The sequence below is a fragment of the Rhodopila sp. genome (assembly GCF_965277165.1).
GTDB lineage: Bacteria > Pseudomonadota > Alphaproteobacteria > Acetobacterales > Acetobacteraceae > Rhodopila.
In genome coordinates, this window is the sequence record NZ_CBDICE010000005.1 from 1,428,505 (window position 1) to 1,442,798 (window position 14,294).

Genomic DNA, 14,294 nt, shown 5'->3' on the forward strand with positions numbered 1-14,294 from the left:
CTCAGGCAGATATTCCAGCGGCCGGCATCCACTGCCGAGCGGCGCGGCGTCGTTGCAGGAAGCCGATCACGGCGCCGCGCATGAGGGCCAGCAAGAGGTCGATCCGGCTGGGATTCTCGACGAGATCGGCGCGATAGAATGACGGGCACAGAACCGCGGCGTTGGCGACCTCACCGCAATGGCCGCAGCCGACACAGGAATTGTCCACCACCGCGACAGGGTCGTCGCGCAGCTTCTCCCCGGTGTGCTTCAGCGACAGCGATGGGCAGCCCGAGAGCCGCATGCAGGCATGATCGCCGGTGCAGACGTCCTGATCGACGCCGAACCTCGGCCGCACGACACGCCTGCCGGCCCTCGCCGCTGCTTGCAGCAGGGGCTTTTCGCGCCGCTGGCGGTTCAGCATGCACTCCGACGAGGCAACGATCACCTTCGGGCCGCGCGCCTTTGTGGTTAGCGCCGCACGCAGCGTGTCGCGCATGCGGGCGACGTCGTAGGTGCGATCGAGCTGCCGCACCCATCCCACGCCGACACCGCGAACCGCCCGCGCGATCGCGTGCCCGGTGGAGCGGCGGCGGCTCGCCGCCCGTGACGACAGCAGATCCTGCCCGCCGGTCGCGGCCGAGTAATGATTGTCCACGATGACGGTGACGTTGTCGCTCTTGTTGTAGACCGCGTTGCCGATGCTGGAATTCAGCCCATTATGCCAGAACCCGCCATCGCCCAGGAACGAGACCACCCGCTTGCCCTCACCGCCGTTCAGCGCCGAGGCGGAGGCCGGTCCCAGCCCATACCCCATCGTCGTGGCGCCGATATTGAACGGCGGCAGGATGGAGAACAGGTGGCAGCCGATGTCGGCGGTGACATGGTGCGACCCCAGTTCCTGCTCGACCAGTTTCATGGCGGAGAAGATCGGCCGCTCCGGGCAGCCGGTGCAGAAGCCGGGCGGCCGGGCGGGGACAACATTGGCCAAGGCCTGGACAGGCTCCTCGTCCAGGATAGCGGCGACGTTGGCGGACGGCGTCAGCTCACTGGCCATGCCGACGGCGGCGAAGAAACCGCGCACCCCGTCCTCCAGCACCGCGACGGTATATTCACCGGCCATCGGCAGCACGCGCTTGCCCCGCAGCCGGGTCGGCAGGTCGGCCTCGCGCAGGATTTTAGACAATGTCTGTTCGATGAAGTCGGGCTGGCTTTCTTCCACTACCAGCACGGCGCGCTTGTCGGCGCAGAAATCCACCAGCTCGGCGTCGACCAGCGGGTAGGTCACGTTCAGCACGTACAGCGGCACCCGTGTAGCGCCCCAGATATCGGCGAGCCCGATCCGCATGAGCGCGCGCATCACACCGTTGTACATTCCGCCCTGCAGGATGATCCCGACCTCCGACAAGTCGCCGTCGAACACCTCGTTCAGGCGGTTCGCCTGGATGTAGGCAACGGCGGCGGGCCAGCGGCGGGCGATCTTGTCCCGCTCGTGCGCGAAGCTGGCCGGCGGCAGCACGATGCGCCCGGTGTCGCGCCTCGGCGCGTTGCGCGCCTGGGTTAGCGAGAACGGCGGCGCGCGGTTGTCCTTGGCGACGAAGCTGCCATGCAGGTGACAGGCGCGAATCCGCACTTCCAGCATCACCGGCGTGCCGGACGCCTCCGACAGCGCGAACCCGTGTTCCACCATGCGCACGATCGAGGGCAGGTCGGGCCGCGGATCCAGCAGCCAGATTTGTGATTTCATCGCGATCGCGTGGCTTCGTTCCTGCATGATCGAGGAGCCTTCGCCGTAATCCTCGCCGAGGATAATCATCGCTCCGCCGGTCACGCCGCTGGACGCCAAGTTCGACAGAGCGTCGGAGGCGACATTGGTGCCGGCCGTGCTCTTGAACGTCACCGCGCCGCGGATCGGATACATCACCGAGGTGGCTAGGGTCGCCGCCGCCGCCGCCTCATTGGCGCTGGATTCGAAATGCACCCCGAGTTCGGCCAGGATTTCGGACGCATCCGCCAATACATCCATCAGGTGCGAGATCGGCGCCCCCTGGTAGCCGGCGACATAGCCGACGCCGTTCTCCAGCAGGGCCTTGGTAATCGCCAGGATACCTTCGCCGCGAAACTCTTCGCCGGCGCCGAGGCGGAGCTGTTGGACTTCGCGGGCGAAGGAACGTTCTGCCATGCTGATCCTTTCTGAAACCCTATCATGCGCCGGAGTAGCGCTTTGATCCAGCCTAGGCCGGGAATTCGGTGTCCGCCCCAGAATTGTTGGTTCAATCGGATGGCGGCCGATCTCCCCCGCTAGGGCGGATCATCGCTGGCTCGGCCTCCCGTCGCCGCCCCAGATATGTGTCGATCACCCTGGCGTCGTCGGCCAAGTCGGCGCACCGACCATGTAGCGTCACCCGCCCCATCTCCAGCACGTAGCCGTAATCCGCCGTCTGCAGGGCAGCCCGGGCATTTTGCTCAACCAGCAGGATGGCGATCCCGCGTGCCCGCAGGCCGCGAATCACTCGAAAAACATCGGCAACAACCTTTGGTGCCAACCCCAGGCTCGGTTCGTCCAGCAGCAGCAGCTTCGGCTGCCCCATTAGCGCGCGCCCCAGCGCCAGCATCTGCCGCTCACCGCCCGATAGCGTCCCGGCCAGTTGCAGGCGCCGTTCGGCCAGCCGGGGAAATATGTCGAACACGTCGGCCATCGCGGCCGTCAGGTCGGCTTGTCGCCACCCCGCTTGTCGCCAACGCGAAAAACCGCCCAGCAACAGATTGTCCCCAACACTCATGTCGGTGAATAAGGCGCGGGTTTCCGGCACCAGCACGACCCCGCGGCGCACCATCCACCCGCAGTCACCCGCCTCTTGGCCCATCAAGCGGACCTGCCCCGTACGCGGCAGCAACCCCATCACCGCGTGCATAAGCGTTGACTTGCCGGCCCCGTTCGGCCCGACGATGGCAACGATTCCGGCCTTATCGAGCGTCAGCGTTACGTCGTGCAGAACCTCGGCCCTGTCGTAGCCGGCGCACAGGTTCTCCACCGACAGCACGGCGGTCATGCGACACCGCCCAGGTAGGCTTCCCGCACCACCGGATCGTCCTGCACCTGTTCGGGGCGCCCGTCGGCGATCTTCTCGCCGAAATCCATCACCGCCACGCGGTCCGCGAGCCGCATCACGAAATCCATGTCGTGCTCGACCAGCAGGATCGCCATACCCTCATCGCGCAGCGCGCGCAGCAAGGCAGCCAGCGCCTGCTTCTCCTGCAGACGCAATCCTGCGGCGGGCTCGTCAAGCAACAACACAGCCGGGTCCAGACACAGCCCGCGGGCGATCTCCACCAGCCTTTGGCGGCCCAACGGCAGACTGCCGGCCGGAGCCAGCAATACGTCGCCCAGCCCAACCCGCTCCGCCTGCTGCCGCGCGGCCCGCAGCAGTGCCGCCTCCTCCGTCCGATCCAGCCGCAGCATCGAACGCCCGATCCCGGCCCGACCGCGCAGGTGCGCGCCAAGCGCCACGTTGTCGAGCACGCTGGCATCCGCCAGCAGCTTGACATGCTGAAACGTCCGCGCCAGCCCACGCCGCGCCACGCTCCGCGCCCCTGACCCGTGGACGTCGTGGTCGGCAAGCCGGATACGGCCGGCGTTCGGAACCAGCGCGCCGCTCAGCAGATTGAACGTGGTGCTCTTGCCGGCTCCGTTCGGGCCGATCAGCGCCACGATCTCTCCGGCGTGCACCGAAAGGTCGATCGCCCTGGCCGCAACCTGGCCGCCGAACCGCTTTTCCAGCGCGGTCGCGTCAAGCAGCAGCGTACCCGGCGGCGGTCTCTCTCGAACCCGCAGTTCGCGGGCGCCGCGATCCGCTGGCGGAAGTTGAGCTGTCCGGGACAGCCGGCGGCGCACCAGGGCGGGAGCGATCCCGCGCGGGGCATAGCGCAGCAGCGCCATGACCACGAGGCTGAACGCCACGGTCTCGAAATTGCCCGATGAGCCCAGCAGTCTGGGCAGCAACTCGTTTAACTGGTCGCGCAGCAGCACGACGATGGCGGCGCCGATAATCGCGCCACCCAGATGCGAGGCGCCACCGATCACGATCATGAAGACGTATTCGATGCTGGCACCCAGGCCGAACGGCGCCGGGCTGACATAGCGTTGGACATGGGCGAACAGCCACCCGGCGATGCCGGCCAGCAGGGCCGCCAGAATGAAGGTCGATAAAGCCAGGCGAGTTGGATCGATGCCCAGGCTCTCGGCCATGACCCGGCTCCGCGCCAGGGCCCGCATGGCTCGCCCCGTGCGGCTGTTCAGCAAGTTGGCGCACACGACGGTGGTGGCGATCAGCACCAGTCCGATCAGTGCGGCCGCGGTGCCGGCGGTAACGCCGGGGAACAGCGGCGGGATCTCGCCGAAGCCGTTGAATCCGCCCAGGCCGGGCAGCACGCCGAACAGATAGTAGAAGCTGGTGCCCCAGGCGATGGTGGCGACCGGCAGGTAATGGCCCGAGATCCGAGCGGTGATCAGCCCCAGCAGAAACGCCGTGCCGCCGGTGACCGCCAGCCCGGCGGCCAGCCCGGCCAGCGGCGGCCAGCCGCCATAACGGGTCATCCAGGCCGTGGTGTAGGCCGCGAGACCGACGAAGGTGGCGTGCCCGAACGATGTCTGGCCGCTGATGCCGGTCAACAGCACGAGGCCCAGCGCGGCGATCGCAGCGATGCCGACGAAGCCGGCAAGGGTCGCCTGATACTCGCTCAGCACGAGCGGCAGGGCGGCGCACACTACGATCGCGAAGGCAGCGACAAACCCTGGCCGCGTCACGCTTGGTCTTCCGCGTTGCCGCGCGCCAGCGACAGCCAGATCAGCACCGGGATCAGCAGCGCGAACACGATGATGTTGCGGTACTGGCTGGCCCAAAATCCGGAGAATGATTCCAGCAGCCCGACCACCAGCGCGCCCGCCGCCGCCAGCGGATACGACGCCAAGCCGCCGATCACCGCGGCGACAAAGCCCTTCAGGCCGATCTCGAACCCGGTGTCGTACGCCAGCGGCGTGATCGGTGCGATCAGCAACCCGCTGACCGCCGCCGTCAGGCTCGCCAGTGCGAACGCCGCCCGTCCGCTCAACGCAGGGTCGACGCCGATCAGCCTGGCCCCCAGCCGATCCGACGCCGCCGCCCGCAGCGCCTTGCCATACAGGGTACTCACCGAGAGCCAGCGCAGCGCCCCGACCATGACCAGGCAGACCAGACCGACACACAGCGACTGGCCGGAGACTTGCAGCGGCCCGGCATCGAAGCTGGCATCGGTCAGCGCTGGGGTTGAGACACCCTCGGCGCCGAAGCAATACAGCCCGATGCCGATCAGCACGAAGTGCAGCGCCATCGACACGATCAGCAGCGGCAGCATCGACGCCTCACCCAGCGGCTCATAGGCGAAGCGATACAACAGCGGCCCCAGCGCGGTGACGACGCAAAGCGACAGCAGCATCGAGACTGGCGTCGGAACGCCGTAACGCACCGCCGCCCAGGCACCCAGCGTCAGCACAGCGGGACCCAGGCCATAAGACAGCAGCGCTTGCCAGTGGCCCCGCACCAGCGAGAGTACCAGCGCCCAGGCGCATAAGGCATCCAACATCCACACCGTGCCCGGGATGCGATGGCCTATCAGCGAGGCGAGGGTCAGCGCCGCGAACGACATCAGGTCGCCTTGCGGAATGAAAATAACCCGTGTCACGCTGAACGCGATCAGCAAGCCGACCGCCAGCAGCACATAGATTGCCCCGGTGGTCAGGCCATCCTGCAGCAGCGCCAGGAGGATCGTCTGGTCCATCGGGGGGTCAAGCCGTCAAGGGGTCACTGGCGGGAGCTCGTCGCCATCTGCCGCCGCTACGGCAACAGCTTCCAATGTCCGTCCACCGCCTGCACCAGGACGCGTGCTCGGTCGTCCATGCCGTTGTGATTGGTCGGGCTCATCGAGTAGACGCCGTGCGTGCCGACCAGGTCGTGGGTCTTCTCCAGCGCGCCGCGCAAAGCCACGCGGAACGCCTCGGTGCCCGGTTGCGCCGTCTTCAGCGCCGCAGGGACAGCGGCTTGAAGCAGCAGAAAGGCGTCCTCGCTGTAGCCGGCGAACGGGCTGACCGCGTCCGCTCCGAACTTGCCGATCAGCGCCTTCATGAAGGCTGTGGCCGGTGCTCGCGACGCGTTGCTGTCGGGCAGTTGGTCATACACCACGACCGGTCCGGTCACCGCGATCGTGCCGTTGACCGCGGCTCCGCCGACGCGCAGGAACGCCGGACTGACCATGATCAGACCCTTATAGCCGCGCCGATGCAGCGCCACGTCGGGCAACGTCGCCGGCGTGCCGGACGCGCCGAGCATCACCGCGTCCGGTTTCTTGACCATGACCTTCAGCACCTGCGCTTCGGCTGATGTGTCGGTGCGGGCGTAGCGCTCGTTCGCAACCAGCTTGATGCCGGCCTTGGCGGCGGCGGTCTTGGTCGCATCATAGACCTGATCGCCGAAGCCATCGGCAAAACCGATATAGGCAACTGTCTTGACGCCGCGTTTGACCATGTCGGCCACCAGCGCGTTCACCATCAGGCTGACCGGCTGCACCGCCGAGAAGGTGTATGGGTCTTTCACCGGATCATAGTCCAGCGGCGCGGTCGCGATCATCGGCGTCTTCGCCGCATTGGCGATCGGCTGCACCGCATTGTCGCAGGCGGTCAGCGTCGGGCCGATGATCGCGTCGACATGATCCTCCTCGATCATGCGCTGCGCGATGGTGACCGACTGGCTGGTATCTGCGGCGTCGTCACGGATGATGTAGCTGACGCTCTTGCCATCGATCTCGGAGGGGAGCACCGCGAACGCGCTTTTGTAGCCGACGCCCAACGCGGCGGTCGGACCGGTGATCGAGATGATGGCGCCGATCTTGATCTGCGCCGACGCCGCCGCGGTCATCAGACCGATCAGCATCGCGGCGACCGCGAAAATCCGCCCTGCCCGCGCCCGCCCTGCCCGCATCGTGACCCCCTGAGGTTCTATCGCAGGCCTGTTAAATGACATGGCTCGGGTCGCCGCCGCCAGCCCCGCCGTGACTTTTGGGACGCGCGCGCCGGCGCAGTTCCAGCAGGTCCGCGCGTTCGCGCGCGGCACTGCGCATCAGCGCGTCGCGACCGTACTGGTACTGCACCGGACAGAGAATTTCGGCCACGCCGTAGTCCGCCGCCGCGCGCATGGCGAATCCGCTGTCCACCAGGTGGGGCCGCGCCAGCGCCACGAGATCGGCGCGCCCGGCCGCCAGGATGGTGTTGATCTGATCCGCCGAGGTGATCGATCCTACGCACATCGTCGCCAGCCCGGTCTCGTTGCGGATCATATCGGAGAACGGCACCTGGAACATCCGGCCGTAGACCGGCGCCGCATCGGCCACCGTCTGTCCCGTAGACACATCTATCAGGTCGCAGCCGTGTTCGGCGAAGGCGCGCGCGACCGCGGCCACATCTGCCTCGGAGATCCCGCCATCGGCCCAATCGGTGGCGGAGAGCCGCACCGACATCGGCTTGTCCTCCGGCCAGACCGTGCGCATCGCGTCGAACACCTGAAGCGGGAAGCGCAGCCGGTTGGCGATCGAACCGCCGTATTCGTCGCGCCGGGTGTTGGTCAGCGGCGATAGGAAGCTGGCCAGCAGATAGCCGTGCGCGCAGTGCAGTTCCAGCATATCGAAGCCGCAGCGTTCGCCGCGCCGCGCCGCCTGGCGAAACTGCTCGACGACGCAGTCCATGTCGGCCCGGTCCATCGCGCGCGGGACCTGATTTTGCACTGCGTACGGGATCGCCGAGGCCGAGATCACCGGCCACGCCCCCTCGGGCAGCGGTTGGTCCATGCCGTCCCACATCAGCCGCGTGGCACCCTTGCGGCCGGCATGTCCAAGCTGCAGGCAGATCTTCGCCGATCCATGCGCGTGGGTGAAGCCGACGATCCGAGTCCAGGCCGCGGCTTGCTCGTCGTTCCACAATCCGGTGCAGCCGGGGGTGATCCGGGCCGTTGGGGAGACGCAGGTCATTTCGGTATAGATCAGTCCGGCCCCGCCGGTCGCCCGAGCGCCGTAGTACACGAGGTGCCAATCCGTCGGCATCCCCTGCTGCGCGCTATATTGGCACATCGGCGAAACCACGACCCGGTTGGTCAGCCTCATGCCGCGCAGTTTTAGCGGCTGGAACATCGGCGGCCGCTGGCTATCGGCGGGTTGGAGGGCCGCCATGCACGGCGGCGCGTCGCCGGCCGCCTCGGCGGCGAACAGCGCGTCCACCTCGCGCACAAAAGCAGGCGCTCGCAACGCGAGGTCGTCGTAGGTGATCGCTTTCGACCGGGTCATCACGCCGAAGGCAAACCGCGTCGGGTGCATCGGCCAAAATCGCCGGACATGCTCGAACCACACCAGCGAAACATCGGCGGCGTGCTGGATTTTCTCCACCGCCTCACGCCGGCCGTGCTCGAACCGGGTCAGGCAGTCAGCCAGCGAACCGCCGGCGAGCATCGCGGCATGCAGCGCGATGGCGTCCTCCATCGCCAGCTTGGTGCCCGACCCGATGGAAAAATGCGCCGTCGCCTTGGCATCGCCCAGCAGCACGACGTTGCCGCGAGTCCACCGCGCGCAGCGAATCATCGGGAACTGCCGCCAGTGGCTACGGTTGGTGATCAACTGATGGCCAGCGAGCTCGTCGGCGAACACGTCCTGCATGAACCGGGCTGACTCCGCCTCGGTCGCGTGTTGCAGCCCGGTGCGCCGAAACGTCTCCGGCTCCATTTCCAGCACCCAGGTACTGGCGCCGCGTTCGTACTGGTAGCAATGCGCGATGAAGATGCCCTCGGTGCGCTGCTTGAAGAAAAACGTGAAAGCGTCGAACGGGCGAGTGCTGCCCATCCAGGCATACCGGTTTGGCCGCGGATCGGTGTTGGGCTGAAAGTGTGCCTCGTCAGCCGATCGGATCGGGCTGTTGATGCCGTCCGCGGCGACGATCAGGTCGGCATCGGGAAAGTCTTCCGGCGTTGCCTCGCGATTGAAGATCAGTTCGACACCCAGCGCTCGCGCTCGGTCGTGCAACAGCATCAGCAGCGAGCGCCGCGAACAGCCGCAGAACCCGTTGCCGCCGATCCGCCGCACCGTGCCGCGGACATGGATCTCGATGTCGTCCCAATAGGCGAAATTCTCGATGATCGCGCGGTAGCTGGGCGCATCGGCGGCGGCGAATGCGTCGAGCGTCTGATCGCTGAACACCACCCCGAAGCCAAATGTATCGTCGGGCCGGTTGCGCTCGATTACCGTGACGATCGCCTCGGGCCGGTCCCGCTTCAGCAGGATGGCAAAATAAAGCCCCGCCGGACCGCCGCCGATCACTGCAACCCGCATCCGCACCTCGACATGACTCAGACCGTTAGGCTTACGCCATCTTCCAGGCAAGCAGTCCGTGGCGCAATCCGCGATTCCGCGTGGCGGGCCAGTCGTTCGGGGGCACGCCGAAGCTTGATATCAAGAAACCAAATACGATATCATTCATTCGGAATGTCTTAGGGTGATATCAAAATGCCTGCCGTTACGGTTCGAAATCTGACAGCAGAAACACACCGCGCGCTGAAAGTGCGCGCCGCCGAACACGGCCGAAGCACGGAGGCCGAGATTCGCGAGATCATCGAAAACGCCGTACGCCCTCAAGATCGCATCAAGCTAGGTTCGGAGCTGGCGGCAATCGGCCGGGAGTTTGGCGGTGTCGACCTCGCCATCACAAGCGACAAAACGCCGGCGGAGATTGTCGATTTCGAATGATCGTTCTGGATACCAATGTCATATCCGAGCCGCTGAAACCGACTGCGGCGCCGGCTGTGTTGCTGTGGCTCGACCAGCAGAACATTGAAACACTATTTCTTACGACGATCAGCCTTGCGGAACTGCTATATGGCGTGGCTGCGCTGCCAGATGGCAGACGCAAGGATGGGCTAAGCGCGACCTTGGAAAAGCGTGTCACGAGCCTGTTTGGGCCACGCATTCTCATCTTCGGCACCGCGGCGGCTAACGCCTATGCCATCATCCGAGTCAGAGCCAAGGCGGAAGGAAAGGCCATTGGCGCCTCTGACGGCTATATCGCGGCCATGGCAGCCGCTCACGGTTTTGCCGTGGCGACACGCGACACCGGACCCTTCGAGGCGGTGGGATTGAGAGTGATCAACCCGTGGAATGCCACTTGAGCGGGGCAGACCGGAAACGTTTCCGTCGCGAGGGTAGAATCAGGATGGGTTGCCGAAGGCTGCGAGAGGACACGAGAATGGAGTGGAAGGCCCATCTCTGGCGCACTCGTGCAGTATCGACGCGACAGCTCAGTCCAAGCAGAACGGAAGCCAACCGCCATTAAGTTTGGCATTCACAACTCGTCGTGGCGTGACGGTCCCGATCCGGCCGAGGCATTCGAGGCGGTGAAAGCGAAGGCGAAGTGGGCGGAAGATTACGGCTTTGCCTGGTTCTCGGTCCTGGATCACGTGATCCAGATCCCTCGCGTGGGGCCACCTGACGAACCATTCCTGGAAGGCTGGACCGTGCTGGCGGGGCTGGCCGCCGTCACCAGCCGCATCCGTCTCGCCACCCTAGCCACGGCGGTCGGTTATCGCAATCCGGCGCATCTCGCCAAGATCGCGGCGAGCGTCGATCTAATAAGCCGGGGACGATTGACACTCGGGATCGGTGCGGGTTTTTTCGAGGAGGAATACCAGCAATACGGCTGGGAGTTCCCGCCGCGACCAGCGACTCGTATCCGGCAGATGGAGGAAGCGGTCCAGTTGATCCTGAAGATGTGGACCGAGACACGCACGACCTTTCACGGCCGGTATTTTCACGTCGAGGATGCGATCCTCGAGCCGAAGCCGGTGCAAAAGCCGCGTCCGCCGGTGATGATCGCGGGTGCCGGCGAAAATATGACGCTGCGCGCGGTCGCCCGTCTGGCCGACGCTTGCAATTTAGTCGACGGCGACATCGCGGAGGTTCGGCATAAGCTTGTGGTGCTGCGCGGACATTGCGACGCGGCGGGTCGCGATTACGACCTGATCGAGAAGACCCACAGACACCGTAACGACAGAGCCACGCAACGGTCCGCGCGCGGGCAAGCAGCCAAGTTCGGGCTTCCGGGTTGATGACCACAATCGAGCGGTCTTAACGGAAGCTGGGTCCGTTCCGCCCTCAACGAGGAGAACAAGGGCTGCGCCATAGGACGTCTCCCTGTTACGCCTGCCGGAGCGGCTGCTCGACGAACCCGATGAAGGTGTCACGTGGGCGCGAGCGGCGCTGTGGAGGAGAGAACGGACGCGCCGAGGCGAAAATCAATGCCGCAAACGGCCAAGCGGCTCTATCCGGCGCCGACCCGCTCCAGTGCCGCCAGTTCGCCTGCCAAAGCCGCTCGCAACCTGCCGATCGGTTCATCCCAGGCGCCCGGCCGCGGCTGGCGGAACAATCGTGCCGAGGGATACCAGGGACTGTCCTGCCGTTCCAGCATCCAGCGCCAATCGGCCGCTTTGGGGATCAGGATCCACACCGGCTTGCCCAGCGCGCCGGCGAGATGGCCCATCGATGTGTCGACCGTGATCACCAGGTCCAGGTTCTCGATCAACGCCGCGGTCTCGCCGAAATCGGTCAGTTCGGCCGCCAGATCGGTCATCCCGGGGAACCGCCGCATTACCTCCTGGTCGCGCGCGGGCATTGGCTTTTGCAACGAAACGAACGCCGCCGGCCCGGCCTCGACCAGCGCCCCGAGTTGCGCCAGCGGCATCGATCGCCGCCGGTCGTTCGGGTGGGTCGGGCGGCCGGTCCATGCCAGGCCGATGCGCTTTACCCCGCTGGGCAGGGTCGCCGACAACCGGTCCCGCCAGTGCGCAACCCGGGCCGGGTCGGGCCGCAGGTAGGGTATCCGCGATGGAATCGTATCGAGTTGAGTTCGGAACAAATACGGCAGGCTGGACAGCCGGCAGTGCGCGGCGTGGCCTGGAATATCGGTCCAGCGGTGGCAATACTGCGAAACGCCCGGGATTTTCGCCAACAGCGGCGCCATCTCGGCACTGCAGCCGACGATCACCTCCTGACAGCGTTCGGCGACCATTGGGATATAGCGCGCGAACTGGATGGTGTCGCCGTAACCCTGATCGCCCACCAGCAGCAAACGGCCGTTGGCCAGCCGCATGCCGTTCCACGGCGCCGAGGTCATCGCCGGCATCGTCGCCTTGCCGGCCTCGGTCTGGTTGCGCCATTCGTATTCCATCCAGCCTGGGTCGAAATCGCCCATCGCAAGCAGGGTCTGCGCCAGCGCCAGGTGGCCGTCGGCATGGTCGTGCTTCAGCCCCAGCCCGCGCAGCAAACAGGCCATCGCCCGGTCGCGGTCGTCGACATCCACGAACACCAGCGACAGGTTGACCAGATGCTCAGGATTGCCGGCGTCCAGCCGGATCGATTCCTGGCCGGCGTCCAATGCCTCCTGCATTCGGTAGGTGTTGCGGCAGAGCGAACTGAGATGGGCGTACCAGGTCGCATTTCCCGGACGCAGTTGGATCGCCCGACGCAGCAAGACGATGCCGCGCTCGGCATCGCCCGCCATCGCCGCGATGATACCCTGCAGGGCCAGCGCCGCCGGCTGTTCGGGCATCGCGGCAAGCACGTCGGCGCAGATGCCGCCGGCCTCGTGCAGCCGCTTGGCCTGCGCCGCCGTCTGGGCGCGGGCCAGCGCCTGCTCCACGGTTTCGCCGTTGACGGTCGGGCGCGCGGGCGCCGGTTGCGGCGGCGCGGCCGCGGCCTGGGGGTCAGCCGGTTGCCGAACAGGATCGTTTCCAGTCATGATCGATAAATGCCTCGGCGACCGCCATCGCGGCAAGCAGTTTCGCCGCCGCGGCGGGATTCTCTCGACGGCAAAGCCGGAATAATCCGAACGGCTGAAATAGGCTTGATCGCGATGCGATGGTATGAGCGTGCCCGCGCCGCCGGGAGCGCGGCTACTCCGGGGAGCGCGGCTACGCCGGGGACCTAGGAATTGTCCGACCCGCCGGCAGCACGGAGCATGAACGCATGGCCGGTCCAGTGTTCCACCTGCGGCCCATGGGGCGGCTGGGCAACCTGATGATCGAATACATGGTGGCGTTGAAATTCGCCGACATGGTGCGCGATTGCCGCCTTTCCAACATTATCATGCCGGCTTGGAACATCGACCACCCGGCGCTCGATTCGGCCGGGCCGGCAGCGGTCGAGCAGCGTGAGCAGTACATCGATCTGCCGGCGCTCGCCGAGCGAGTGCGGTCCGGGCAGATCAACCGCGTCGAATGGACCGGCTTCGGGCAACGGCTGGAAAACCTGCTGGCTCGGGATCGATATCAGGCGGTATTCCGGTCGCCGTTCGAAACCGCCATGGGCTTCGGCCCGGAATACCTGGTCTGTCCGATCCGCGCCGAGGACGTTCTGACTGGACCGAACCCGGACTATGTGCTGACCCCGATGGAATTCTACCGAGACATCGCCAAGATGACGGGCTTGCGGCCGGTGTTCATCGGCCACACCGAACCAAACGCCTACATGGATCGGATCAGGGCGGCCTTTCCGGATGCGATCTATCGCCCGCCGCAGCACCATCCGCTGATCGATTTCGAAACTATCCGACAATCGCGGCACCTGGCGATCGGAGTCTCCACCTATGCCTGGCTCGCCGCGTGGTTGTCGCGCACCGCCGAGACCATCCATCTGGCGGTCAACGGTCTGTTCAATCCGATGCAGAAGCCCGACGTCGACCTGCTGCCGTTCGGTGATGCCCGCTTCCGGTTCTGGCTGTTCCCGATCAACTACGCGGTGCCGCTGGCTCGGCACGCCGAGCTGCATCGGCGCATCGCGCCGTATTGGCGGCTGATGTCGCACGCCGAGCTGCGCCAGCAATTCGCCGCCGCGCCACGCTTCCCGCTGGACCTCGACCAGGCGCTCGCGGTGTTCGATGAAGCGTTCTACCTGGAAACCAATGCCGATGTGGCGGCGCTCGGGCAAACCCTTGGACCCGGGTTTGCCCGCGCGCACTATGCCCGGCACGGGTTTCACGAGGGACGCCTGCCGATGCGGCTCGACCCGGTTTGGTATGCCAGCGAATACCCGCTTGCCGGGTTTGAGGTAGCGCAGGGCGACTACGCCGAGTTCGCGCATCATTACATGGCGGTCGGCAAGGCCCGTGGCTATCGCGCCTTTCCCGGCGGGCGTGCCTTGCCCGGCGGGATTGAAGCCGACGTCGAATGCTGACGCGCGCCCAATCTTGACGAGTA

General features: G+C 66.0%; 11 protein-coding genes. 4 read left to right on the forward strand and 7 right to left on the reverse strand.

Translation table 11 applies throughout. The features are described 5' to 3' along the window. Position 1: 1 nt before the first annotated feature. The 6 genes from ACQY4Y_RS07270 to ACQY4Y_RS07295 all read right to left on the reverse strand — a co-directional run bounded on the left by ACQY4Y_RS07270 (position 2) and on the right by ACQY4Y_RS07295 (position 9,381). Positions 2-2,161, reverse strand: coding sequence for a thiamine pyrophosphate-dependent enzyme (locus tag ACQY4Y_RS07270; RefSeq protein WP_428489878.1), 2,160 nt, complete (start codon positions 2,159-2,161; stop codon positions 2-4). Positions 2,162-2,252: 91 nt separating this feature from the next. Next, positions 2,253-3,032, reverse strand: a complete 780-nt coding sequence (locus tag ACQY4Y_RS07275) for an ABC transporter ATP-binding protein (protein WP_428489880.1) — start codon at positions 3,030-3,032, stop codon at positions 2,253-2,255. Next, positions 3,029-4,786 carry an ABC transporter permease subunit gene (locus ACQY4Y_RS07280; RefSeq protein WP_428489881.1) on the reverse strand — a complete coding sequence of 586 codons (1,758 nt, stop codon included), beginning with the start codon at positions 4,784-4,786 and terminating at the stop codon, positions 3,029-3,031. The genes ACQY4Y_RS07275 and ACQY4Y_RS07280 overlap by 4 nt, the downstream gene beginning before the upstream one ends. After that, positions 4,783-5,796 carry a branched-chain amino acid ABC transporter permease gene (locus tag ACQY4Y_RS07285; protein ID WP_428489882.1) on the reverse strand — a complete coding sequence of 338 codons (1,014 nt, stop codon included), beginning with the start codon at positions 5,794-5,796 and terminating at the stop codon, positions 4,783-4,785. Before ACQY4Y_RS07285 ends, ACQY4Y_RS07280 begins: the two co-directional genes overlap by 4 nt. Before the next feature lie 56 nt (positions 5,797-5,852). After that, positions 5,853-6,992 carry an ABC transporter substrate-binding protein gene (locus ACQY4Y_RS07290; protein ID WP_428489883.1) on the reverse strand — a complete coding sequence of 380 codons (1,140 nt, stop codon included), beginning with the start codon at positions 6,990-6,992 and terminating at the stop codon, positions 5,853-5,855. A 31-nt stretch (positions 6,993-7,023) separates the two neighbouring features. Then, positions 7,024-9,381, reverse strand: a complete 2,358-nt coding sequence (locus ACQY4Y_RS07295) for a bifunctional salicylyl-CoA 5-hydroxylase/oxidoreductase (protein ID WP_428489884.1) — start codon at positions 9,379-9,381, stop codon at positions 7,024-7,026. A gap of 174 nt (positions 9,382-9,555) precedes the next feature. Here ACQY4Y_RS07295 and ACQY4Y_RS07300 point away from each other — a divergent pair, with 174 nt between their 5' ends. From ACQY4Y_RS07300 to ACQY4Y_RS07310, 3 genes are all read left to right on the forward strand, one after another. Beyond that, the gene (locus tag ACQY4Y_RS07300; protein ID WP_428489885.1) at positions 9,556-9,795 is read left to right on the forward strand and encodes a FitA-like ribbon-helix-helix domain-containing protein; all 240 of its coding nucleotides are present in this window, start codon (positions 9,556-9,558) and stop codon (positions 9,793-9,795) included. Next, entirely contained in the window at positions 9,792-10,214 is a 423-nt protein-coding gene (locus ACQY4Y_RS07305) for a type II toxin-antitoxin system VapC family toxin (RefSeq protein ID WP_428489886.1), read from the forward strand. Before ACQY4Y_RS07300 ends, ACQY4Y_RS07305 begins: the two co-directional genes overlap by 4 nt. Before the next feature lie 108 nt (positions 10,215-10,322). Continuing rightward, complete coding sequence (locus ACQY4Y_RS07310; RefSeq protein WP_428489887.1) at positions 10,323-11,150, forward strand: LLM class F420-dependent oxidoreductase; 828 nt, start codon at positions 10,323-10,325, stop codon at positions 11,148-11,150. Between the two features lie 212 nt (positions 11,151-11,362). Here the strand turns inward: ACQY4Y_RS07310 and ACQY4Y_RS07315 are convergent, their stop codons facing one another. Then, the gene (locus ACQY4Y_RS07315) at positions 11,363-12,838 is read right to left on the reverse strand and encodes a glycosyltransferase family 9 protein (RefSeq protein WP_428489888.1); all 1,476 of its coding nucleotides are present in this window, start codon (positions 12,836-12,838) and stop codon (positions 11,363-11,365) included. Positions 12,839-13,065: 227 nt separating this feature from the next. Here ACQY4Y_RS07315 and ACQY4Y_RS07320 point away from each other — a divergent pair, with 227 nt between their 5' ends. Beyond that, a complete protein-coding gene (locus ACQY4Y_RS07320) occupies positions 13,066-14,271 on the forward strand; it encodes a hypothetical protein (RefSeq protein WP_428489889.1) in 1,206 nt (401 codons plus the stop codon). The last annotated feature ends 23 nt before the right edge of the window (positions 14,272-14,294 follow it).